This is a genomic window from Pseudoalteromonas sp. NH0006-46 (assembly GCF_057547735.1).
Map to the genome: position 1 here is coordinate 91,541 of NZ_BAAJML010000006.1, position 22,880 is coordinate 114,420.

At 40.0% G+C, this 22,880-nt stretch carries 19 protein-coding genes; 5 read left to right on the forward strand and 14 right to left on the reverse strand.

Annotated features, from left to right (window positions below):
- Positions 1–32: 32 nt before the first annotated feature.
- From AC27I2_RS12820 to AC27I2_RS12840, 5 genes are all read right to left on the reverse strand, one after another.
- Positions 33–926: a carbon-nitrogen hydrolase gene (locus AC27I2_RS12820; protein ID WP_487204476.1), complete on the reverse strand. Its 894-nt coding sequence runs from the start codon at positions 924–926 to the stop codon at positions 33–35.
- The gene (locus AC27I2_RS12825; protein WP_487204477.1) at positions 923–1,978 is read right to left on the reverse strand and encodes an agmatine deiminase family protein; all 1,056 of its coding nucleotides are present in this window, start codon (positions 1,976–1,978) and stop codon (positions 923–925) included. The genes AC27I2_RS12820 and AC27I2_RS12825 overlap by 4 nt, the downstream gene beginning before the upstream one ends.
- A gap of 106 nt (positions 1,979–2,084) precedes the next feature.
- Entirely contained in the window at positions 2,085–2,690 is a 606-nt protein-coding gene (locus AC27I2_RS12830; RefSeq protein WP_487204478.1) for a PilZ domain-containing protein, read from the reverse strand.
- 166 nt (positions 2,691–2,856) lie between these two features.
- The gene (locus AC27I2_RS12835) at positions 2,857–3,618 is read right to left on the reverse strand and encodes a haloacid dehalogenase type II (protein WP_487204479.1); all 762 of its coding nucleotides are present in this window, start codon (positions 3,616–3,618) and stop codon (positions 2,857–2,859) included.
- Positions 3,618–4,268: a peroxiredoxin-like family protein gene (locus AC27I2_RS12840; RefSeq protein WP_058406038.1), complete on the reverse strand. Its 651-nt coding sequence runs from the start codon at positions 4,266–4,268 to the stop codon at positions 3,618–3,620. Before AC27I2_RS12840 ends, AC27I2_RS12835 begins: the two co-directional genes overlap by 1 nt.
- A 123-nt stretch (positions 4,269–4,391) precedes the next feature.
- On the opposite strand from AC27I2_RS12840, the gene AC27I2_RS12845 reads away from it, so the two are divergent.
- Entirely contained in the window at positions 4,392–5,279 is an 888-nt protein-coding gene (locus AC27I2_RS12845) for a LysR family transcriptional regulator (RefSeq protein WP_219422682.1), read from the forward strand.
- On the opposite strand, the gene AC27I2_RS12850 is transcribed toward AC27I2_RS12845, so the two are convergent.
- The gene (locus AC27I2_RS12850) at positions 5,259–5,774 is read right to left on the reverse strand and encodes a DUF2937 family protein (protein ID WP_487204480.1); all 516 of its coding nucleotides are present in this window, start codon (positions 5,772–5,774) and stop codon (positions 5,259–5,261) included. The two genes, AC27I2_RS12845 and AC27I2_RS12850, sit on opposite strands and share 21 nt — an antisense overlap.
- 120 nt (positions 5,775–5,894) lie before the next feature.
- Here AC27I2_RS12850 and AC27I2_RS12855 point away from each other — a divergent pair, with 120 nt between their 5' ends.
- Genes AC27I2_RS12855 through AC27I2_RS12865 form a run of 3 tightly spaced genes read left to right on the forward strand, consistent with a single transcriptional unit; the run spans position 5,895 to position 10,585 of the window.
- Complete coding sequence (locus AC27I2_RS12855; RefSeq protein WP_138529911.1) at positions 5,895–6,467, forward strand: RNA polymerase sigma factor; 573 nt, start codon at positions 5,895–5,897, stop codon at positions 6,465–6,467.
- Positions 6,464–7,540 carry a FecR family protein gene (locus AC27I2_RS12860; protein ID WP_487204481.1) on the forward strand — a complete coding sequence of 359 codons (1,077 nt, stop codon included), beginning with the start codon at positions 6,464–6,466 and terminating at the stop codon, positions 7,538–7,540. Before AC27I2_RS12855 ends, AC27I2_RS12860 begins: the two co-directional genes overlap by 4 nt.
- Positions 7,541–7,549: 9 nt before the next feature.
- Complete coding sequence (locus tag AC27I2_RS12865) at positions 7,550–10,585, forward strand: TonB-dependent receptor plug domain-containing protein (RefSeq protein WP_487204482.1); 3,036 nt, start codon at positions 7,550–7,552, stop codon at positions 10,583–10,585.
- Between the two features lie 88 nt (positions 10,586–10,673).
- Here the strand turns inward: AC27I2_RS12865 and AC27I2_RS12870 are convergent, their stop codons facing one another.
- The 7 genes from AC27I2_RS12870 to AC27I2_RS12900 all read right to left on the reverse strand — a co-directional run bounded on the left by AC27I2_RS12870 (position 10,674) and on the right by AC27I2_RS12900 (position 17,054).
- Positions 10,674–11,069 (reverse strand): ExbD/TolR family protein, encoded by a 396-nt coding sequence (locus AC27I2_RS12870; protein WP_487204483.1) that lies wholly within the window; start codon positions 11,067–11,069, stop codon positions 10,674–10,676.
- A gap of 251 nt (positions 11,070–11,320) precedes the next feature.
- Positions 11,321–11,764: a ferritin-like domain-containing protein gene (locus AC27I2_RS12875; RefSeq protein ID WP_219422688.1), complete on the reverse strand. Its 444-nt coding sequence runs from the start codon at positions 11,762–11,764 to the stop codon at positions 11,321–11,323.
- A 174-nt stretch (positions 11,765–11,938) separates the two neighbouring features.
- Positions 11,939–12,877: a LysR family transcriptional regulator gene (locus tag AC27I2_RS12880; protein ID WP_006794660.1), complete on the reverse strand. Its 939-nt coding sequence runs from the start codon at positions 12,875–12,877 to the stop codon at positions 11,939–11,941.
- Positions 12,878–12,893: 16 nt separating this feature from the next.
- Positions 12,894–14,612, reverse strand: coding sequence for a bifunctional isocitrate dehydrogenase kinase/phosphatase (gene aceK / locus AC27I2_RS12885; protein WP_219422689.1), 1,719 nt, complete (start codon positions 14,610–14,612; stop codon positions 12,894–12,896).
- Between the two features lie 146 nt (positions 14,613–14,758).
- The gene (locus AC27I2_RS12890; protein ID WP_487204574.1) at positions 14,759–15,205 is read right to left on the reverse strand and encodes a DUF4124 domain-containing protein; all 447 of its coding nucleotides are present in this window, start codon (positions 15,203–15,205) and stop codon (positions 14,759–14,761) included.
- A gap of 138 nt (positions 15,206–15,343) precedes the next feature.
- On the reverse strand, positions 15,344–16,837 hold the full coding sequence (locus AC27I2_RS12895; RefSeq protein WP_138529899.1) for a DUF3413 domain-containing protein: 1,494 nt from the start codon (positions 16,835–16,837) through the stop codon (positions 15,344–15,346).
- A 4-nt stretch (positions 16,838–16,841) separates the two neighbouring features.
- Complete coding sequence (locus AC27I2_RS12900) at positions 16,842–17,054, reverse strand: YejL family protein (RefSeq protein ID WP_006794656.1); 213 nt, start codon at positions 17,052–17,054, stop codon at positions 16,842–16,844.
- A gap of 62 nt (positions 17,055–17,116) precedes the next feature.
- Here AC27I2_RS12900 and yejK point away from each other — a divergent pair, with 62 nt between their 5' ends.
- Positions 17,117–18,133, forward strand: a complete 1,017-nt coding sequence (yejK, locus tag AC27I2_RS12905; RefSeq protein ID WP_219422692.1) for a nucleoid-associated protein YejK — start codon at positions 17,117–17,119, stop codon at positions 18,131–18,133.
- A gap of 988 nt (positions 18,134–19,121) precedes the next feature.
- Here the strand turns inward: yejK and rne are convergent.
- Positions 19,122–22,214 carry a ribonuclease E gene (gene rne / locus AC27I2_RS12910; RefSeq protein ID WP_487204484.1) on the reverse strand — a complete coding sequence of 1,031 codons (3,093 nt, stop codon included), beginning with the start codon at positions 22,212–22,214 and terminating at the stop codon, positions 19,122–19,124.
- Positions 22,215–22,880: the final 666 nt, after the last annotated feature.

Consider the following 22,880-nt stretch of genomic DNA (forward strand, 5'->3'; position numbering starts at 1 on the left):
TGGCTCTTATAAGCTAAGAGCCATTCTTTTAGTTAGTCGCGGTATATTTTTGTAAGGTCGCTGTAGTGATCAATTCGGCGATCACGCAAAAACGGCCAGATACGTCTTACGTTTTCTGAGCGTTTTTGATCAACTTCTACCACTAATATTTGTTCATCGATGTTGTTAGCTTGCGCTAAAAACTCACCCTGAGGCCCAGCAATAAACGAGTTACCCCAAAATTGAATGCCGCTGCTATGTCCGCTTGGGTCCCTCTCGTGGCCAACACGATTACAGCTAATCACCGGTACTCCGTTTGCGACCGCATGAGCACGTTGACTAATAACCCATGCATCTTTTTGACGTGTTTGTTCATCTTTGTCGTCATTCGGATCCCAGCCAATAGCGGTTGGGTAAATTAATAGCTCGGCACCGGCCATTGCCATCAAACGCGCCGCTTCTGGAAACCACTGATCCCAACACACCAACACACCTAATTTACCTACCGATGTTTGAATCGGCTCAAAGCCTAAATCGCCAGGGGTAAAGTAAAACTTTTCGTAAAAACCAGGGTCATCAGGTATATGCATTTTGCGATATTTACCTGCAATGCTGCCGTCTTTTTCAAGCACCACAGCGGTATTGTGGTACAAGCCTGTAGCGCGCTTCTCGAATAATGACGCCACAATAACAATATTGAGCTCTTTAGCGAGTTCACCTAAGGTGTTGCTGCTTGGCCCAGGTATGGTTTCTGCAAGGTCAAATACATCAACGTCTTCGGTTTGGCAAAAATAAAGACTGCGATGAAGCTCTTGCAAAACAACAAGCTGAGCCCCGCTTTTTGCAGCTTCCCGAATGGCTTTGATTGATTTAGCCATATTTTCATCAGCGTTATCGCTGTTGCTTTGTTGCACTAAAGCAACGGTTAATTTTGCAGGGCTTGTCATTGTGCTGCTCCAGCTAAAAATCCACGTGGTAATTGCATTGTAATACAGTGTAGGCTGCCAAATTGCTCAATAATGGGTTGGCAATTTACGCCGATTATAGTGTGCTGCGGGTATGCTTTTTGAACCTGTGCTAAAGCACGGTCGTCGTTCACATCGTTGTATATAGGAACAAGCACAGCATTATTAATAATTAAGTAGTTAGCATAGGTTGCAGGTAAGCGCGATTTTTCATCGTCATACACGGCTTTTGGCCATGGTAACTCAACCAAATTATATGGGGTGTTATTAGCCGTTTTAAAGCCTTTTAATTGTTTTTCCATCGCATTAAGCGCGCTGAAATGCTCGTCATTTTCATCATCACATTGTACATATACTAGCGTATTGTTTGGTGCAAATCGGACTAGCGTGTCTATATGGCTGTCGGTATCGTCACCGGCTAAATAACCGTGATCGACCCATAAAAAATCGGTGGCCCCTAAATGCGTTTTTAATAAGGCTTCAATATCGTTAGGTGATAAATTAGGATTACGATTTTTATTAAGCAAACATTCGCTGGTTGTTAGCAATACGCCGTGCTCGTTTATTTCAATACCGCCACCTTCAAGCACCATATCTAGTGCTTGATAATCATTGTTAGCGTGGCTTAGCTGCTCAACTACTGCCTTATTGATTTGATTATCAAGTGCGCTTTCAAATTTATTGCCCCAGCCGTTAAACGTAAAATCATAGATTTTTAGTTTAGTCTCATTGCTTATATTTGCACACGTTAGTGGGCCGTGATCGCGTGCCCATGTATCATTAGTAGGTGTTACAACAAAATAAACACGTTCGAGTTTAATACTGGCATGAGTAAGTAATGCAGTAATATGTGTTTTTAAGGCTTCGTTGTGAGCAACAACAACCAACGATTGGTAGTGTGTTATATGTTTTGCAAGCTCAACATAGACAGGCTCAACACGGGCTAAATTATCAGCCCAATCGGTATGTTTATGCGGCCAAGTAAGCATAACAGCGTCTTGCTCAGCCCATTCAGGTAAAAGTCTAAAGTTCATGGAATTTTTATACAAATAGAGATACTGCTAGTTTAGCAGCTGTGTTACTTCCAAGTCACTTGAAAAATCGGTTTGCTTTAGCAAGTTAAATTTACTGCAAATACAATTATTCAGTGGTTGAATCGTCAGATGTTTGTTCTAGTTCTTGGCGCTTTTTTAGTTGGCGCGTTTGCGCGTGCAAACTTGCTCTGACTACTAATTCTTGATCAGTGTTTCTGATAGCGGTGAACAGCACGGTGTATTGGTAATGATCGTTGTCTTGCTTTTCTATAGCTACAACCTCGGTGTAACAATACAGAGCTGATGCTTCATGATGTAAAAAAAGTTTTGTCCTAAATGATTGCCCAATTGAATACACATCAGACGATGTAAATTTAATACCGCCGCCGCCATAACTATCGCAGTGTATTGCATTTTCTTGCGCTTGTTCAGAGGCTAAAATGTGGCTCATAATTAAATCTATTTTTCGCGATTGCGCTTGTAAAAACGCGGCAAGCTCTTGCGCTACATCGCCTAAGTTTCGAAGTGGACGTAATGAGCTTTGTTCAAGTTCACTCACTTCATTAGCTAATCTAAAAAGAGGCGGAATATCATCATCAAGTGCTAGCTGAGATTTAGGTACTTGCTCATTGGGTACAGCAAACAAATTAACCCTAATGCTCTCGTTTATTTGAAAATACTCTTCAAACTCGCTTAATCTTTGACTATTCATAATTATCTCCACGACGTGATATTTAAATAGTAACGTTGTGAGGGGTAAATTGCTAGCAGTTAAAATCGCTAAATACGTTGTTTATACGCGGTTTTTAGTGATAAAAAAGCGGTCAAACTCTTCCTGAGATTGGCCGCTTGGGTATTGATTTTGTAAGTAACGCTCGTTATTTAAGTAGAGCGGCTAATTCATGTAAATCTTTCACAACGTGATCAGGTTTTTTCGCAAGCGGATATAACGCTTTACCTGGGCGTGCAATAAAGGTTGTTTGTAAGCCCGCTTGTTTAGCACCCGCTACATCCCAACCATGCGCAGCAATCATCATAGCCTCGTTGGGTGCTACGTTTAACTTTTTAAGTACCCAGTCGTAGGCACGTAAATCAGGTTTATATATTTTAATATCTTCAATGCTGTAACGCGCGTCAAAATATGACAACAAACCTGCATTTTCAAATTGAGTTTTAACCCCTTTATTTGACGAATTAGTTAAGCTTACTAACTTATAGCCCTGCGCTTTGAGTTTTGCCAGTCCATCTTTCACATCGCTGTGCGGCGGTAGTGATAACAGCGGCGTAACAATGGCTGTTTTAGCTTCCTCGTTGGTAATATTAATATTGTTATTCTTTGCCACCATAGCTAGTGAAGCTACACCAATTTGGCCAAAGTCATGGTAATCACCGGTTACTGTCTCTACCAGCGAGTTGTGTAACATGGTTGAAAACCACAAAGGCAGTAAATCTTCTCTGCCACCTAATGCTTTTCCTATTGAGGTGCGCATACTGGTTAGGTCGAGCAAGGTTTCGTTTACATCAAAAATAAGTACTTTTGGTTTGTCTTTACTTTCTTCTGCATTTACTGAACTTACTAATAAGCTAGCAGCTAAAGTAAGGGGTAGTGTGAGTAATTTTAATGATTTTAGTAAAGGCATTATTTTTTTTCTCCATCGAGTGCGGTCATCACATCACTCGGCTCTGCACGCAATGTGTAATCTTCGTTTAAGAACGCGTATGTAATGATGCCATTTTGGTTAATTACATAGGTTGCAGGAAGGGGTAGCTGGTAAGTTTTGTCGCCGTAGGTTTGTTCAAAATCAATCCCAAAGCCGGTATATAACTCTTGAATACGTTTATCGAGTGTGAACAACAAGCCAAATTGCTGTGCAACCTTATTACCAACATCTGAGAGCACATCAAACTCGAGCTCATTTTTTTGGGCAGTCGTTAAGGTTTGATCTGGCAGCTGGGGAGATATGGCGATTAACTGAGCGCTCTTAGTTTTAAATTGAGGTAAATAATCATTCAATGCTTTTAATTCTAAATTACAATACGGGCACCAGGCACCACGGTAAAAACTAATCACTACTGGGCCTTTTTTTAATAAATCTACCAGTTCTACATTTTTGCCTAGATGGTTTGCCAAGGTAAAATTTTCTACCTTATCTCCTACCTGTAGGGCATTGTTTTTTATGTGCTGAGCAATTAATTCTTCGTTCGTTGTATTCATTAATGCTAAAACGTCTGCGGGTAAATTAGCTTCTTTTTGAACATTAAATGCATCTATTTGTGCTTTTAAACTCATGGCTTAGTCTCATCAATTATTAAATTGCATAAAAGTATATGGTTTTAAATATTTAAATAAACATTGCAAAACTGAAAGCTTCATTCGAAAATATTAAACATTGAAAAGACACTGTGGTTTTTTATGTACAGTTTAAGTGACCTAGAAACGTTTATTGCCGTGGTTGAAAATAAAGGGGTGTTGGCAGCTGCTCGTGAACAGCGTTTATCACCTGCAACGGTGAGTCACCGCTTAAGTAAATTAGAGCGAGAGCTAGCTACTGTGCTTGTGTTTAGAGACAGCAGACGCGTTCGCTTATCCCCAGCGGGAGAAATATTCTATACCCGTATTGGTGCCATAATTGAAGCATTACGCGATGCAGAGCACAGTATTGGCGCACGAAGTTCATCAGTAAGTGGATTATTGAGAGTCACCATGCCACCTTGGGTTTTCTCTAAATATGTAATGCCTAGGCTTAATGAATTTGAGCACGCTTTTCCAGATCTAAAGCTAGACTTTTTAATAACCGATCAATTTGTAAACGTGGTTGATGATGCGCAAGATGTGGCTATTCGTGTAGGGCAATTAAATGATTCAGGATTGCTTTCGCGTAAAATAGTCAATAACAGTCGTATATTATGCGCCGCACCCAGCTATATAAAAAAGCATTCAATGCCAACAACCATTACTGAGTTGGAAAAACATTTTTGGGTCTGCCTACCATGGCAACGCCAGTTAAAGCTTTATGATGCCCAACAAAAAATTCACACATTTAATGCACAAACACGTTTTACTATTTCAAACTCCGACAACATGACACAAGCTGCCATTGCGGGTCATGGCATTGCTATAAAATCAAGACTTGCCATAAATGACGAACTTAAAAATGGCGCATTAGTAGAAGTGATGCCAAACGTATTGGCACAAAGCGATGCCCCTGTATGGTTTTTACGGCCACAAAATAGTTTAACAACTCGAAAAACAGAGGTATTTTTTGATTTTATGAAATCGTTATTCACATGCACCGACTAATCGGTGGTAAGTGCGCTTAATTACAGCCATCAACAAAAAGCCTGTAAGTTCTGCAATAAATGCAATGATTATTGCAAAGATAATTGCTGCTGTAATAGAGTCTGTTTTTAAAATTATTTGCCCTTCAAAACGTTGCCATACTTGCTGTTTTATAGTGTGTAGCTCGCTGGTAAGTGTAAACAGATAAGGCGAACTTGAAAACGCATCAACAGCCTTTACCAACGTTTGCTGACGCTGGCTGAGAGTTTGAATATGATTGGCACCTTTACCGACAATTTCATCGCCTAAATTTTCATAGTGTTCTATTAATTTGGTTAGGTCGTTGTTAAAGTATTTTTTGGCGTCCTTTTGAAAAGGCGCAATCGCATTATTTGCCTCAACTAATTGAGCGTTTAATGCTTGGCCAAAATCACTGACAAATGCAGGTATTTGCACGCCTAAAAGCAGCCCGCAAGCAAAAAAACTCAGTCGGATGTAGTCTAAAATTTTACCCATGAATACCCCTAATAAAAAAATATGACATTTATACAACTAAAAATTTACATTTAACTAGTTTTTTATATTCAAAACTCGTAATCTTACGGTAACAATAATAACAACAGGTGTTTACTAAACATGACCCAAAAGAATAAATTTGCGTCAACATTTGTTGATATTTCAAGCCAACTTAAACGCTTTGTTTCTCGAATTGTACAGCCTGATGACGTAGACGACATTGTGCAAGAAACATTTATAAAAAGCTACGAGGCTGATTTAAAACAAGATATTCAGTATACCCGTAGTTACATGTTAAAAACCGCTAAACATTTAGCATTAAACCATGTGGCTAAGTGGGACAACAAATTTAATGATTCGCTTGATGATGACAGCGAATTACCTGTGTTGCTAAAGTCAATGCAGCTTGAAGACGAATACACGTCCAAAGAGCGTTTTTTACTGTTTTGTAGAGCAACAGAGCAATTAAGTCCATCAACCCGTAAATGTTTTATACTAAAAAAAGTATATGGCATGAGCCAAAAAGAGATCGCAAGCGAGATGCAGCTTAGTCAGAGTACTGTTGAAAAACACATTGCTAAAGGGTTATTAAAAACCATGCTTTACATGCGCGAACACGATCAAAGCCAAGTGGCAAAAACTAATCACGACAATTCTCTCTATCCGTTAACCGTAAAGAGGGTTGCAAAATGAGCAATGTTCATCAATTTACTTCAAAAGATTTAATCTTAGAAACAGCTTGTAACTGGATCAGCGCCATTGACCGTGGCTTATCAAAAGATGAAAAAGAGCAGTTTACACTGTGGATGATGCAAAGCAACGCCCACCAAGATGCACTTTACGAGCTAGCCCACCTATGGGATGAAATATCTGTTTTAAACGAGCTCAGTAATTTATTCCCTCATCGTAATAGTAAGCAACCTAAAAAAAGATGGCTGGTTTCAACGTCTATTGCAGCCAGTTTATTTGCAGCACTTATGGTGTGTAGTTATCTATTAATTAATTTAGAAAACGGTTACAGCCAACAGTTAGCAAAAGTTAATTACACTAAAATTTATAGAACTAAAGTTGGCGAGCAAGCAACTTACGCATTACCCGACGGCACCATTGTGCAATTAAATACAAATAGTTTATTAGAAGTCGCTTATAGCAAAGGCCGCAGACAACTATTGCTCAATAGGGGGGAAGGTCGATTTAACGTTGCTAAAGATGCATCTCGCCCATTTAGTGTAATGGCTGGCAATAAAAGTTTTACTGCATTGGGTACTGTATTTAATGTTCAGCGCAATACATCTTCCGACTTAGAGCTGGTGGTAACCGAAGGCAAAGTAATGATCACCGATCCGAGTGTAGCAGTGGATGCCAGCGACTTTAAAGCCTATCAGTTAGCTGATAAAAATGCAGAAAAAATACGCCAAATTAATGCCAATATAGTTACCTCTGGCGAAAAGGCTGTTATAGAAAAAAGCATCACTAAGCCAATCACTCAGCTTTCTATTGATGATGTTGAACGTGATTTAGCTTGGCAAAATGGCATGCTTGTTTTTAATGGTGAACCGCTTAGCGACGCTTTAAATGAAGTGAGCCGTTATACCTCTACACGCTTTAAATTATCGTCAGAAGAACTTGCGTCTATTAAAGTAGCCGGTGTGTTTAAAGCAGGCGATGTGACTGGTCTGTTAGAAAGTTTACACACTAACTTTTCTATTAGCCATGAACGCCAAGGTAAACACACAGTAACGCTTACGCAAAATACAAAATCATAAGAAGCAGCTATGCAAATCAGACATATGTTAGATAAAGTTGCATCTTTAAATCCTGCACGTAAAAAAAAGATTAAAAAAAAGAAACAAAACCATAGAGGATTTTTGTTTGCCAGCTGTTTATATACAGTGCGCAGTAACCAATTGCATTTATTGAGTGGTTTATGTGTGTTTGCACCCGCTATGTTTAGCCTAAGTGTGCAAGCCGCAAGTCAAACTACCGGGCAAATGGTGCAATTTGATATAAAAGCGCAGCGAGCAGACAAAGCCTTAATTGAATTTGCTAAACAAACCAAGCAAACCGTGGTGTTTTCATACGAGTTAGCTAAAGAATATGAAGCAAATTCAGTCTATGGATTTTATACCCAACTAGATGCGCTGGAGGCATTATTGGTAGGGACTGGGCTCGATGCGGTTGTTGATCAAAATGGATTACTGAGTATAAAACTCAAACAAATCAACAGGAATGATAACAACATGATGAAGCTTTCAGCAGTCAGTGCAGCAGTATTACCGGCATTACTGGCGGTAAATTCTCAAGGTGTAAATGCGGCAGAAGACGTTGCCCAAGAAAAAATCGAAAAAATTGCAATTGTTGGTAGCCGTGTAGCAGGGCGTTCGGTTGAAGATTTACCCGTTCCGGTCGATATTTTAAGTGCTGAAGCACTTGAAAATACAGGCCAGACTGAAGTGGGCCGTATGCTACAAGCAATTGCGCCTTCATTTAACTTTTCAAGTTCATCTATCAGCGACGGTACAGATGCATTAAGACCTGCAACATTACGCGGTTTAGGTCCCGATCAAACATTGGTATTGATCAACGGTAAACGTCGTCATCAAGCTAGCATTATCCATATTAATACCTCGGTTGGTCGTGGTACTGCGGGTACCGATATGAATGCTATACCGGCTTCTGCAATCAAGCGTATTGAAGTTCTTCGTGACGGTGCAGCCGCTCAATATGGGTCTGATGCAATTGCAGGTGTTATCAACATTGTATTAAAAGATGGCAGTGAAGGTGGTAAAGCTGCAATTAACTACGGTGAATACTCTGAAGGTGACGGTGAAACAGTTAATGTTGATTTCAACAAAGGTTTTGCACTCGGTGACAATGGCTACTTAAATACAACTATTAATTACCGTGATCGTGCGCCAACTAATCGTGCAGGTTTGCATGGTTCGTGTCAGTTTTACGGCTGTGAAGAACTCAGCGATGGAACATTGCTGGCAGGTGACCCACGTGAATTAACAGCTGATCGTAATACATTTAGAATTGGTGATGCTGATTCGCAACAGTTTGGTTTAACCGTAAATACGGGTTATGAACTAGGCGATGGCGAATTATATGGGTTTATCACGTACTCAACACGCGACAACGAATCTGCCGCGTTTTTCCGTCACAATGCTAATGCGGGTGGCAATCCGGTGTTACAAGATGGCGACGCAACAATTCCACTTGGCTTTTTACCAAAAATAAATACCACCATTGATGATATTTCTTACAACTTTGGTTACAAAACAGAGTTTGATAACGATTCAAGCCTTGATTTATCGTACACGTACGGTGAAAACAGTATCGACTACACAACAAGCGATACAATCAACGCGTCGTACGCTAACTTTTTACGTTATGAACAGGGCTTAAGCGCGGCTGACATTCGTGCGAGCATCCCGCGTGAAGCGTATGCTTATGGCATGGAATTGTCTCTGCAAACAATTAATTTAGATTTTACTCAAAACTTTGACGATTACTCACTAGCAATGGGCGCAGAAATGCGTACCGACGAGTACCGTATTTTAGCTGGTAATGAGTATGCTTATCGTGATTACGATACGAATAACGGCGTAAGCATTTACAGTGGTTTAAGTGGCGGTGTTGGCAGCGAAAACGCGTCTGGCGGTACGCAAGGCTTTGGTGGTTCGTCACCTGCATCATCAGTTGATGAATCTCGAGATGTGATTTCGTTTTATTTAGACGCTGAAGCATATGTTATTGAAGACGTAATTTTATCGGGCGCACTTCGTTACGATAACTATAAAGGGTTTGGTGACACGGTTAACTTTAAGTTAGCGGGTAACTGGGCAATTACAGACGATATTTCATTACGTGGTGCGCTAAGCTCAGGCTTTAGAGCGCCGTCTATGCAACAACTTTACTTTAACAACATCAGTACACAGTTTGTTGTAGGGCCAAATGGCACATTAGTAGCCGAAGAAGTGGGAACGTTCAGAAACGACTCTACACTGGCACAAAGTTTAGGTATTCCAAAACTTAAAGAAGAAAAATCTCAAAACCGTAGCTTAGGTATTGTATATAACGTAACAGATAGCATTAACGTAACGGTAGATTACTACTCAATCGATATTGACGACCGAATTGTTATCAGTAACCGTTTAGGTAAAGGACTTTCTACTAGTTTAGACGCAGCGCTTGTTAGCTCAGGTGCTGGTGCAGGCCAGTTTTTCTTAAACGGTGCAGACACAGAAACAAGCGGTATAGATTTTGTTGCAACCTACAATACTGAAGGGTTTGGCGGCACACTTGATTTTACCCTTGCTGCTAACTTTACAGAAACTGAAGTTGTTTCGTTATTCACACCATCAGGCTCTGGTCTTGAAACTGTGCCAGTTGAAAGCGTGTTTTCAGATCAAGAAATTTCGATTATTGAAGAATGGCAACCAGAAGATCGTATTAACCTAAGTGCGCTTTATCAAAATGAAGACTGGACCGTTAATCTGTCGCTTAATCGCTTTGGTGAATACACAGTAGAAGACGGTGGTCGTCAAACTTACGGTGCCGAAATACTAACAGACGTAAAAGTTAATTACTTTATTAACGAAAACCTATCTGTGAATGTGGGTGCTAATAACTTGTTTGATGTATACCCAGACAAAAATGAAATTGGTAACTCTCGTACAGGCACAATTGTAGACGCTAACGGCAATACTGTTGTAAGTAGTAATGGCGTGTTTGAATACTCTCGTCGTTCAGCACCTTTTGGCTTTAACGGCGCATACTACTATGTAGGCGCAGAGTACCGCTTTTAATAACTAACTCTCCCTTTCGTTATTTAACTCAAAGGGCCGAAAGGCCCTTTTTTTGGTTTTATATTTAACACTGATTAGCTAATAGGTTTTAATTAGAAACTAAGCTAATTGTGTAGTTATCATACTCTTTAATGTTATTCATCACCGTCATCAGCGTATTGTGTTTACTGTTTTCATCTGCTTTTATAAGCACCGAACTTATTTCATATTTAGCTGCAAACATGGCTAAGTTGTTCGACACTTGCTCTAAGTCAATTAACCTCCCTGAAAAGTAAACGCCGTTATTTGTATCAATACTGAAAACTGCATTTTTGCTTTGTTTTTCAATACTTGGCTTGTCTAATGGGCGGTTTAATTCAATGGCGACGGGTTTAACAAATGAGGTAGTAACAATAAAAAATATGAGCAGTATGAACACAATATCAAGCATTGGGGTCATGTCTACGTCGGCGTTATCTTGCAGTTTAGCTGTTTTATTTTTCATATTGGACCTTACTATTTTAATTAAAGCTGCGGCGCCACAGCGAGGTTTTTAGGATCCTATTAACAAAACTAGCACAGCTGAAAAATAATACAGTTAAATAAATATTCTAATAACATTAAATATTTGTATAAAATATGTTCTAACATGTAACTAAAACATATTCATGATTTTTGAGTAATAAAAAACCCAGCCTGTCGCTGGGTTTGTATGGGTAATAATTTACTGAATAGCTAAAAAACAATTCAGGTTAGTTAGCTTTTTTGCATTCGGCTCATTTCAGCATGACAACTTTGCATTGTAAGGAGTGTTGCGGCAAGCGCGGCTTCACAATCGGCAGGTTGTGGTTTATCCATCGCTTCTTTAATTTCCGCTAAGGTTTTGTCCTCAACCTCTTCAAGCTCGCTTACATAGGTGCTGTCGTTGTTTGAACTAAACGTGGTAAGAAGCGCGGTGTATGCTCTGCGTGCTTCAACAGCAAATGACGACCCTTCTTCTCGCTCGCCTTGCTCGTTTATAGCATAGGGTTGCAGGCGTTCAATACTTACTCTGCGCGCATCAATCATGCGCTGAAATAGTGCCCCTATGGCGGGGTCTTCAATATTCTCTTGTGCTTTTTGGTAAAAATCGATACCGCTGTTCATTACTTGGATGATGTCTGAAATATGATTAGCGTCTGTTCCTTGAAGGGTGTTCATAATGACCTCTTTAATGTTATGAATGAAACTTATCATAACTAAAGCAAGAGCCATTCCATTTTAAATGGCGGAGTTAAGTAACTGATATTTATATGTATCTAGAGTTTATAAAAATAACTAGGCGAAAAAACACTATGACGCCTAGCAAATCTTACAAATAATCGTGTAATAAATTTATTTTAGTTCATCGGCCACTTCAGCTACTTTTTGACGAAGCCAAATATGGCTAGCATCTCTGTGCAGCAGTGGGCTCCAAATCATGTCTAATTCAAAAGGAGGAATAGGAAATGGTGGCTCTAAAATTTTAAGACCGGCATCGTCTAAATAAATATTAGCCGCTTTTGATGGCAAAGTAGCCACTAAGTTTTGCTCTTTTGCCAAGTGAATGGCGACATGGTAGTTACGTGTAAATGTGGCAATGTTTCTATGTTTACCAAAATGAGCAAGTGCTTCATCAACCCACCCCAGTTTTTGCACATCTTTTGGATCCATACCAACGCCCACGCCAAAGCCTGTTTTACTTACCCATATGTGGCGAGCTTTTAGGTAGCTATCAAGACTGAAGTTTTCGATTATTGGGTTATCGGCTTTTACTAGGCAGCAAAAGCTGTCTTTCCAAATACGCTTATGGTGAAACGATTGCGGAAGATTTTCAAAACGGTTAATTGCCATATCTACTTTACCGTTTTCAACATCGTGAAAAGTCACGTCGCTTGGTGTGAGTATATCTAACGTTGTATCTGGGGCTTCTTCGTGCAGTTTGCTTAGTAGTTTTGGTGCAAGTGTACTGGCTGCATAGTCACTGGCCATTATCCTGAATACACGTTTACTTTGGCTGGCTTCAAACTCTCTGTTTGGTGCGAGTGTTTCTTCAAGCGTCATGAGTATGCCACGAATGACGGGTTGTAACTCAATGGCACGTTCTGTTGGCACCATGCCATCGCTAGTACGAACTAAAATAGGATCGTTAAAAAGGTTACGAAGGCGCTTAAGGCCGTTACTCATAGCTGGTTGTGTAATGCTTAACTGATTTGCAGCGCGTGTAACGTTGCACTCACGAAGCAGTGTATCGAGGTATACAAGTAAGTTTAAATCTATTTTGCTTATATTCATGTGTGTGTCCTTGCGCCTACCAGTGATGGATAAAACGCTGTGCTGTCGGGTACGGGTAAATATGATTTATTAGGCCATTTTTTATATTTTGTTGCGCCTGCTTCCAAAAGTTAACATCAATCAGTTCAGGGTGTGTGCTGATTAAAAACTGTTTGTATGTCGGGTTTGGCGTCACAAATGTGCAAAGTTGCTCAGGGAAAACGTCCTGCGGGGCAACAGAGTAGGTTTGCTCATCCATTAAGTAGTCATCGTAGCTTTTGGCCTTGGGCAACGCTCTAAAATTCATGTCTGTTAAATATTGCACTTCGTCGTAATCGTAAAAAATAATGCGCTTGTGTTTACTTACACCAAAGTTTTTTAATAGCATATCGCCAGGAAAAATATTAACCGCTATCATTTCTTTTAAAGCTTGGCCGTATTCTTCTATCGCATCAGCAGCGCTTGCGTCATCAGCATTTTCTAAAAATAAGTTTAATGGTGTCATGCGCCGCTCAATATACAAATGCTTTATGATCAGCCAATCACCTTCAATGACCATAGACGAGCCAATCGTTTTATGAAGTTGCTCAAGTAAATTACTATCAAATCGTGCTAAAGGAAATACGACGTTTGAATACTCTATTGTGTCGGCCATTCTACCAACCCGGTCATGACTTTTAACGAGTTGATAACGTTTTAAAACTGTGTCGCGACCAAACGGTTTACTCTCACCAAACTTGTCTTTAATTACCTTAAATACATAACCAAAAGAAGGGAGTGTAAATACCATCATCACCATACCCGGTGTACCTGGTGCAATCGTAAATTCATCATTTGAATGTGTTAAATGATTCAAAAATTCACGATAAAACTCAGTTTTTCCCTGCTTATGAAAACCGATTGCATTATATAGCTCTGCAATCGTTTTGTTGGGCATTAACTCATTTAAAAAGCGTACAAGTGCTGAAGGGGCGTGTGTTTCAACCATAAAGTAAGCGCGGGCAAAGCCAAAAATAACACGCATCTGTGACGATTTAGTGAGTAGGGCATCTAAATATAAGCCTTTATCCTCGTGGTGAAGAACAGCAATAATAAAAGGTTGCACACCACTTTCAGACACAACCCGCCCAACAATATAAGCGGCCTTATTACGATAAAACGCGGTATGTAAAATATCAAAGCGCATTTTCCACGGTTGATGATGCGTGTCAGGCGCTTGTTTATAAAATGCTTTAACTAGCAGACGAATATCGCGCTCTAAATCAACAAACGGGGCTTTAAAGTCAAAGTGATTAATAATGCGTTTAATTGTAGGCTTAAGGCCATCAACAACTGGAAAATAACTTCGGTATTCTGACTCAACAGGAACCGATGGCGCATCTTTTAGCGTGGCTTGTACAAATATAAAATCGTTATGAAAATAACGTCTATGGTAAAGCCTGCAAAACACCGAATTATAAAATGTTTCGGCAAGTTCAGCCTGAGGGTGAAAACATAAAAATTGTTGATATAGTTTTTTAACTTCAAGCCAAAGGACTTCGTCGAGTTCGTGCGAAGGGTGATCTTGTTTTAAGGTCTGTATTGTTTCGTTAACGCGCTCATCGTAGTAACTAATACGCAAACGGCTAATATCATTAATTGCTTGCCAGTCTTGTTTGGCAAACGCAAGGGGCGCTTGAGCGGTTATTTTTTGAAAAAGCTGATAGTGCTTTTTAAAGCCAGTTAAAATTAATTCAGCAATATTACGTGGCTGCATTAGCACTCCTTATTACACAGTAGAGCTTATACTCTATTTTGTTAAGGGTATGTTATTTTAGGTTTAAAACCAAGCTAAATTAATAGGGACTAAATTTTTCAATTAACTAAAAGCGCACAGTGTAAACTGAATAAAGTGGCGATTAATTACTCTTTTTTATAACGTTCGATTTTTTTCTCAAGTTTTTTAATTCGTTTGGTAATGGTAGATACATCTTTTTTATATTCTTTATTTATTAACTTAAGCTTTTTAGAGATGTCTTTTGAAATTCGCTTTTTATCGTCGTCAGCCAAAATATGATTTAAGCGCTCCTTTTGTTTGTATTCATTACGTTGCTTGTCTCTGTCGAGAATAGCAAGCTTATGGTTATTACTGCGCAGCTCTGCCTCTAAGCCTTTTAAAATTTGCTCTCGTTCAAGTGCATTTAATTGTTTTGAATAATTAGCATCAGGTCCTGACTCTGTGACGTTAGCAGTAGTCACTTTATAAGCCGTTGCTTGGTTATCACACGGGAACTGAGAAAAGGTAGTGCCTTTTTCGGTCACGCATTTATAGTAGGTGGTTGCGTTGCAATCGCTACTTAAAAAACACATACAGGCAAATAGTACAGCAGAAGGAGTGAATTTAGTCATAACAGCCATCCATGAACGTAGTTTATTTTGTTAAGTCATTAACAGGTAATAAAACTATAACCTAGCTTGGCAGTATCGCAAGCTAGGTTAATACTCAGGCTATTCAGAAAAGGTTTTAAGCTTTTTAATGCTTTGCACTAAAAAAGGAATATCTAAGCGCTGTTCGATAGAAAAACCTTCAGCGGCAGAAATATTTTTAAAGTTACCATCTGAATCAATTAAGGTGATTCGATCTTTTTTATAAGCAATTACAACACCTTGGCTGTAATTAACGCCCATATCATCTTTTTTCTTATATAAATTCACACCGAGCATTGTTTGTTTAGCAATGGCGCTGCAGTTTAAGTATTTGCCAACACTCGTTGTAATTAAATCGCTAGGTTGTATCAGCCCATTTATTTCAGCAATGTTTTTATCAGAAGTATATAAGGTTGATGTAGTGACTACTTCTGCGTTGTCGCTTGCTAAACTAAAGGCAAAAACATGCGTGTTGTCGCGTGGCGCTTGCTCGTCGTTCCCTTTAATAACTCTAATGGCATTACTAGTATGGGCTTGATCATTAATAAAGTTGAGGTTATCAATACCCACAACTTCAATACTACGGCGTTGACTCTGCCAAGCTGGAAGTACTTGCTCTTGTAAGATAGCGGCTTTGTAATACGACGGTAAACCATATACTAAACCAAACAGCATATCGTCATGGTTAGTAGGTTGTAAAAATAGATCTGTTTTATGTAGCTCTTTGTTGTTATTTGCAAACTTCATTAGTTGTGCATCAGTTTCAAACACAAAAATATCTACGTTGGCTTGAGTAAACTCGTCACACTTAGCAAGTGGTGCCGGTGCTTGGTAATTAATATTTTGGTTACTAATTTTTACGCTATGAGCTTGGTTGTAAGTTTCTATGTCAAGCAAGTCATTTTTAGCCAGTAAGCTTTTAGCGGTAGTTGGGTACGAAAGCGGCAACACGTTATCTTGCTTGGTAATATCAAATTTTAAGTTAGCGTCTGCCCAAATATGAATGCTGTGACTAAATGCAAAACAAAGTACTAAAAATGAAATAGCGTAACGTGCAAATTTAAACTGTTTTAAGCGTGCCAAATGGTGCCAGGTATAATTGCTTACGACTAATTGAAAACCTAAAATCAATAGCACAATACCGCCTGCAAGAAACGTAGTAAGTGCCGGGGAGGTGGTTAAGCGGTTCCAAAGTAAAGAAATAATTTCGGGCAGGGCCGATGGGTTTAAATGATAACCCAAGTTAACATATACATAAGCGTCTAAAGTTAACAAAGACGCGCCAAAGGTGGCAATAACAGCTGCCATGCCACGAATATGGCGTGGGTAAGGAAACACTAAACTCAGAGGAAATACCGTCAGCACAAACGCTAAAAAGGCAATAAAGCTAGTATGGCTAAGCCATGTTACTAGCATATAGGTAATGCCCATAAAGCTTGTAGGAGGCGAGTCAGCAAATAAATAGCTTAAGCTAATTAGTAGCGCTAAACCTATGTTGGCAAAGGTAAACCAATGCCCCCAGCTTAGCAACTGACTTGCTTTTGATGAAAACTGATTGTGCTGCGATAAATTCATGTGTTTATTTAACCGACTGTGAAAGTGCTTTTGCAAAGTTCTCAGTTACAGCTTGTCTTTTCCCTGTTGGTACATGCTCTTTTAGGATATGCGTGATAGAATTTCCTAAACACATAAGACTTAAATCAACCGGTGCTTTGTGTTGAGTTAGCACATCAATAAGCTGGTCGACGATTTGTTCTACTTCTTCATTAGAGTATTTTGATAAGATTGGCATCAGTTGGTTCAATAAAATAGTTATATTCCCGTATTTTAACACTTGAGGCGTGAAAAACAAAGATGACAACAGACGTTAAAAAATTAGTCGTTCATTATGTAGACAAAAAAGATGACGATACGCAAATTCACCTTCGCAACGACGAAATGATCATTAATGATAAAGTCGCTGTTTTTATCGAACAATTACACCATGCATTCACGGGTAAGCCAGGTAAAGGTTACTGCGCCTTTAGTGGCGAAAAAAACAGTATTGTTGCGTCATCTATGCAAAGTTACCGCAATAACGAGCTGGGCTTTTGGCACTTAACTGAGCAAGCATCTACCGTATTAAAAGAAGAGCTAGATAAATACGCATTTAACGAAACAGGCTATTTGGTATTTTGTCATTACCAATACGTGGCTACTGATTATATGCTAATTGCGATGATTAATATTAAAGAGCATTACTCAATGACCTCAGAGCTAGATTTAGCAGCCTCGCGTCATCTTGATATTTCTCGTATGCAATTAGCAGCGCGTATAGATTTAACCGCATGGGATACACAACCTGAAGATAATCGTTATATTTCGTTTATAAAGGGCAGAGCAGGGCGAAAGGTTGCTGACTTTTTCTTAGACTTTTTAGGCTGTGAAGAAGGTGTAGATCCAAAACAACAAAGCCAAGTTATGCTAAATGCGGTAGAGGATTATTTATCAGAGCAACAGTTCGATAAATCAGAAAAAGATGATTTACGTAAGCAGGTGTTTGATTACTGCAATGACTGTGTAACTACCGGCGAAGAAGCAAGCGTAAGTGAACTTTCAGCCGCTATTTCAAAAGGTGATGACAGCCCGTTTGACAGCTTTTGTAAAGACCAGAGTTACGATTTAGAAGAAACGTTCCCAGTCGATAAAAAAACCGTAACCAGTATGGTTAAATTTTCAGGTTTAGGCGGCGGTGTGAGTGTAAGCTTTGAGCGCAAGCATTTAGGTGAGCGTGTAACATACAACGAGGCAACAGACACGTTGGTGATTAAAGGGATTCCGCCAAACCTTAAAGACCAACTGCAACGCTTTATGGAAAGTGAAGGCGAATAAGCCCAGTACTGAGTTAACAAACCGATTAAAAGCGTGATATTCATATCGCGCTTTTTTTTGCCTGTTACGCCACTAGTTAATTTAAAGCTAGTTGTTAATTTCGTATCTATAAATAGATTAAAGATCTTAATTGTACAAAGAGTAGTGAATGAGGGGCAAATGAGCAGACAAGTAAAATTAAGCCTTTTTTTCATTTTTCTTAAGCGCAGTTTCTTATAAATATAATATTACCACCGAGAACACCGAGGCGCTGCGCGCTTCACAGAGAAGACAATAGCCCTTAAATCACTACTCCTTGGTGACAAAATCACTTAGCAATGTACGGTGTAAAGTTTGAGTTGGCTTTGTAGACGTAGAGCTTGCTCACGTTAGAAGCGAAGCTTCTTATTATTTATAAATATGACCACCGAGAACACAGAGTCGCTGGCGCTGCACAGAGATAAACAAAGTTAAACCCAAAAAATATTCACCAGCCCTTAAATCACTTTTCCTTGGCTTCTCCTTCACTTCTCGGTGGTGACATAATCACTTAGTAATGTACGGTGTAAAGTTTGACTTTATTTTGTAGATACCATCTCTCATTTTAAGCTCCAAGAAAGTTAAATACGGCCTTGAAGCTTAAAATGAGAGATACAAGACGTAGAGCTTGCTCACGTTAGAAGCGCAGCTTCTTGTTATTTATAAATATGACCACAGAGCACACCGAGGCGCTTCGCGCTACACAGAGTTAAAAAGATAGGTTTTGTTGCTTCTACTTGGCTTCCCCTTTACTTCTCGGTGGTGACATAATCACTTTTTTTTAAACAATTTTGCGTGAGCAAGTTTAACGCCTGTAGGTAATTCGCATTAGTGTTGTAGACGTTGAGCTTGCTCACGTTAGAAGCGCAGCTTCTCATTATTGTATTCTGTAGACTTAGGGAAAGCTTCACTAAAAACAAAAAAGCCCCGCTATTTTAAATAGCGGGGCTTTTAAATTAAGTGCTGTTTACTAATCAGCGCTTAATGTTTTTGTCATTGCAGAACTTGCACGACCAGCAGGTTTAATTGAGCCTGCGCGTAAACCACTATCAGGGATAAGTTCACGTTTATCGTGAGCCATAGCCGCTGGTACATGTTTTACTTCACTGTCTGCTGCTGGAGCAGGTTGTGCCATTGGTGCACTTGCATGCCCTTTTGTGATCACTGTTTTAGAATTTAAAGTTGCTTCAGTCGCTTTTTCAACCACTGGTGCTTCTTTGGCTTCTACAGGTGTTTCAGCAGCTGTAACAGGCACAGCCTCAGCTTCTAAAGACGGCTCTTCAGCTTCCACTGGTTCTTCAGTTTTCACTGGCTCTTCAGTTTTCACTGGCTCTTCAACTTTAACTGGCTCTTCAGTTTTAACTGGTTCTTCAGCTTTAACTGGTTCTTCAGCTTGCACTGGCTCTTCAGCTTTAACTGGTTCTTCAGCTTGCACTGGTTCTTCAGCTTTAACTGGCTCTTCAGCTTGCACTGGTTCTGCAGCTTTAACTGGCTCTTGAGCCACTTCAACTTTAGCTAAATCTTCAACAGCAACGGCTTTTTCAACCTGTTCAGACGCGTCAACAGCCGTTTCTTCCGATTTTGCTTTAAGTTCTGCTTCGTACTCTGCAGCAGCTTGGTCAGCAACTGGCACAAAAGCAGGGGCTTCATCAGATTTACTTTCAGCATTTTCGCCTTCAGGGCGACGACGGCGCTGACCCGATGCACGAAGATGACGAGGAGAACGACGTGAACGTGTACGTGTTTGTTCTTCTTCAGTGTCTACAGTTTCAACTTTCGACTCAATAGTCTCAACCTTAACCTTTTCTTCTTTTACCGGTGCTGGCTTTTCAGCGGCTACTGGCTTTTCTTGTGCTTCAGGTTTTGGCTGAACTTGCGGCTTTTCTTCTACTGCAACTGCTTCAACAGGCGTTTTATCAGTTGTTTGTAGTTGCTCAGCGTTTTCGTCTTGAATACGTACTTTCTTACGAACGTTACGACGTTGACGACGAACCTTAGGCTTTTGCTCTTTAGGTGCTTCAGCTACATTGGTATCAGTATTTGCTTTTGCTGGTGCGTCTGTCGCTTTAGCTTGATCTTTATCTGCTTTGTGCTCAGGGCGCTTACGAGAGTTAGAATTACGACGACGCTTATTGCGGTTTTCGTTTTTCTCTTGGTTCTCATTCGTTGCTGGTGAACTAGTTTTTGTTTCTACTTCATCAGTATTGCGATCTGTGCGTTGTTTAGAACGTGGATTATTACGACGACGCTGATTGTTATTACGACGGCGGTTATCGTTTCCACGGCGCTTATTATTGCGTGCTTCTTCTTGTTGCTTTTCAATGGCTTCTTTTTTCTGCTCAGGTGTTTCGCTAGCAAAAATAGATTTAAACCAGTTAGCAAGTGCAGTAAATAAACCCGCTTCTTCTTTGGCGGCTACGGCTGCAGGCTTAGCTGCTGGAGCCGGCGCAGCTTGTGGAGCAGGACTTGAAGGCATAACAACACCCTTAAGCATAGGCTCTTCACGAACAGGTGCTGCAGGCGACTTCGACATTTCGAACACTTCTTGCTCAGGCGCAACAACTTGCTCGTAACTTACGGTTTCAAGTGTTTCGTCTTTACGCAAACGCATTACTTCGTAGTGTGGTGTTTCCATATGTTGATTAGGAATAATCACTACATCACATTTGTGATGCTTTTCAATACGGTGAACACTACGGCGTTGCTCGTTTAACAAGTAAGCAGCCACGGCAACAGGTACTTGTGCATTTACTTGTGCTGTGTTGTCTTTTATTGCTTCTTCTTCAATTAAACGAAGGATAGACAGTGCAATCGACTCATTAGAGCGAACTGTACCTTGACCACTACAACGAGGACACACACCTTGGCTTGCTTCACCTAATGAAGGGCGTAGACGCTGACGCGACATTTCAAGTAAACCAAAGCGAGAAATTTTACCAATTTGTACACGAGCACGATCTGGGCGAGCAGCGTCTTTTAAGCGGTTTTCTACTTCACGCTGATGGCGTGGTGGTGTCATATCGATGAAATCAATAACAATCAAGCCGCCTAAGTCGCGCAAACGTAATTGACGTGCAATTTCATCAGCCGCTTCTAGGTTGGTATTCAGTGCTGTTTCTTCAATATCGCCGCCTTTTGTTGCTTTAGACGAGTTGATATCGATAGACGTAAGTGCTTCAGTAGGGTCAATAACAATTGAACCACCAGAAGGGAGACGAACCTCACGTTGAAACGCAGACTCAATTTGGCTTTCAATTTGGTAGTGCGTAAATAACGGTGTATCGCCTTGGTAAAGCTTAACACGGCTCATAAAGTCAGGACGAAAACGCTCTATGTGCGCTTTAGCTTCTTCAAAAACACGTGGCTTATCAATTAAAATTTCGCCAATATCACGACGTAGATAATCACGAATCGCACGGAAAATTACGTTGCTTTCTTGGTGAATTAAGAACGGTGCTTTAGCACTGTCGGCAGCTTGTCTTATTGCTTCCCAGTGGACTAATAACGCTTTTAAATCGTAATTTAATTCTTCAAACGATTTACCAACACCTGCAGTACGCACAATTAAGCCCATACCTTTAGGTAGTTCTAAGCGGCCAAGCGCTTCTTTAAGTTCGGTGCGCTCATCACCTTCAATACGGCGAGAAATACCGCCAGCACGAGGGTTGTTAGGCATTAGTACTAAGTAACTACCAGCAACGCTGATGAAAGTAGTTAACGCCGCGCCTTTTTGGCCACGTTCTTCTTTATCAACTTGAATTATTACTTCTTGACCTTCTTTGATCACGTCACGAATATTCGGACGGCCATTGAAAGTGTAACCAGCAGGGAAGTAAGTGCGGGCAATTTCTTTTAAAGGAAGGAAACCATGACGATCAGCACCGTAATCAACAAATGCTGCTTCTAAAGATGGTTCAATACGTGTGATTTTGCCTTTGTAAATATTGGCTTTTTTCTGTTCGTGACCTGGGCTTTCTATATCTAAATCATATAGGCGCTGGCCATCAACCAGTGCTACGCGCATTTCTTCTTGCTGCGTTGCATTGATTAGCATACGTTTCATATTGTTACTCTATTAAATTATGTCGCTGACATGACGATGTTTTCTCGCCTGTTCAGTTGTTCCTATTTTTAGAATATGCAGCCTCACGACTGGGTCTTTAACGGAACGGCTCTGTATTTTCGTTAGCAGTATTTTTTAAATGCTGGCAAACAATAGCGTACTAAAACGCTATTAAATTCTTAATGGTGTTAAAACTGTCGGCTTTTCAGCTACGTCTACAAGTTTTACCCAGAAGTCGGCCTGTCATATCAATCTTACTAAATGTCATTCATATTAGGTGCGTAGGGCTCATTAAGTTGGTGAGCAGTACAATGATGTATTGCTAAATTCCGGTTTAAGAGCAAAATTCGCTGCCGATGTTAATGAATACTTATTTATTAGATTTTTTTAGTTCTAAATAAGCTGCTTTACGGTACTACAATAATTGAGCAGTTGCTGAACGGCGTTTTTTACGCCGTCACTATCAGACAAATTATCTGTTCATTGCTTTTTCAATTGCATCAAAAACCACTTCATGTTCAAACTTAACCTGCAATATATTACGCGCATTGCTGTTAATTGACCGCACGTGTTTACTAGGTATGTATAAAAGCTTTGGAAAACTTAACTCGGATCTGTATGATCGGCTACCCAGAATGTGCATCACGAATGTTTTAATGTGTTAAA

What these genes read in the sequence shown, in the direction of transcription:
- AC27I2_RS12820 (WP_487204476.1), bottom strand. Translation starts at nt 926, where the DNA reads ATGACAAGCCCTGCAAAATTAACCGTTGCTTTAGTGCAACAAAGCAAC.
- AC27I2_RS12825 (WP_487204477.1), bottom strand. Translation starts at nt 1,978, where the DNA reads ATGAACTTTAGACTTTTACCTGAATGGGCTGAGCAAGACGCTGTTATG.
- AC27I2_RS12830 (WP_487204478.1), bottom strand. Translation starts at nt 2,690, where the DNA reads ATGAATAGTCAAAGATTAAGCGAGTTTGAAGAGTATTTTCAAATAAAC.
- AC27I2_RS12835 (WP_487204479.1), bottom strand. Translation starts at nt 3,618, where the DNA reads ATGCCTTTACTAAAATCATTAAAATTACTCACACTACCCCTTACTTTA.
- AC27I2_RS12840 (WP_058406038.1), bottom strand. Translation starts at nt 4,268, where the DNA reads ATGAGTTTAAAAGCACAAATAGATGCATTTAATGTTCAAAAAGAAGCT.
- AC27I2_RS12845 (WP_219422682.1), top strand. Translation starts at nt 4,392, where the DNA reads ATGTACAGTTTAAGTGACCTAGAAACGTTTATTGCCGTGGTTGAAAAT.
- AC27I2_RS12850 (WP_487204480.1), bottom strand. Translation starts at nt 5,774, where the DNA reads ATGGGTAAAATTTTAGACTACATCCGACTGAGTTTTTTTGCTTGCGGG.
- AC27I2_RS12855 (WP_138529911.1), top strand. Translation starts at nt 5,895, where the DNA reads ATGACCCAAAAGAATAAATTTGCGTCAACATTTGTTGATATTTCAAGC.
- AC27I2_RS12860 (WP_487204481.1), top strand. Translation starts at nt 6,464, where the DNA reads ATGAGCAATGTTCATCAATTTACTTCAAAAGATTTAATCTTAGAAACA.
- AC27I2_RS12865 (WP_487204482.1), top strand. Translation starts at nt 7,550, where the DNA reads ATGCAAATCAGACATATGTTAGATAAAGTTGCATCTTTAAATCCTGCA.
- AC27I2_RS12870 (WP_487204483.1), bottom strand. Translation starts at nt 11,069, where the DNA reads ATGAAAAATAAAACAGCTAAACTGCAAGATAACGCCGACGTAGACATG.
- AC27I2_RS12875 (WP_219422688.1), bottom strand. Translation starts at nt 11,764, where the DNA reads ATGAACACCCTTCAAGGAACAGACGCTAATCATATTTCAGACATCATC.
- AC27I2_RS12880 (WP_006794660.1), bottom strand. Translation starts at nt 12,877, where the DNA reads ATGAATATAAGCAAAATAGATTTAAACTTACTTGTATACCTCGATACA.
- aceK (WP_219422689.1), bottom strand. Translation starts at nt 14,612, where the DNA reads ATGCAGCCACGTAATATTGCTGAATTAATTTTAACTGGCTTTAAAAAG.
- AC27I2_RS12890 (WP_487204574.1), bottom strand. Translation starts at nt 15,205, where the DNA reads ATGTGTTTTTTAAGTAGCGATTGCAACGCAACCACCTACTATAAATGC.
- AC27I2_RS12895 (WP_138529899.1), bottom strand. Translation starts at nt 16,837, where the DNA reads ATGAATTTATCGCAGCACAATCAGTTTTCATCAAAAGCAAGTCAGTTG.
- AC27I2_RS12900 (WP_006794656.1), bottom strand. Translation starts at nt 17,054, where the DNA reads ATGCCAATCTTATCAAAATACTCTAATGAAGAAGTAGAACAAATCGTC.
- yejK (WP_219422692.1), top strand. Translation starts at nt 17,117, where the DNA reads ATGACAACAGACGTTAAAAAATTAGTCGTTCATTATGTAGACAAAAAA.
- rne (WP_487204484.1), bottom strand. Translation starts at nt 22,214, where the DNA reads ATGAAACGTATGCTAATCAATGCAACGCAGCAAGAAGAAATGCGCGTA.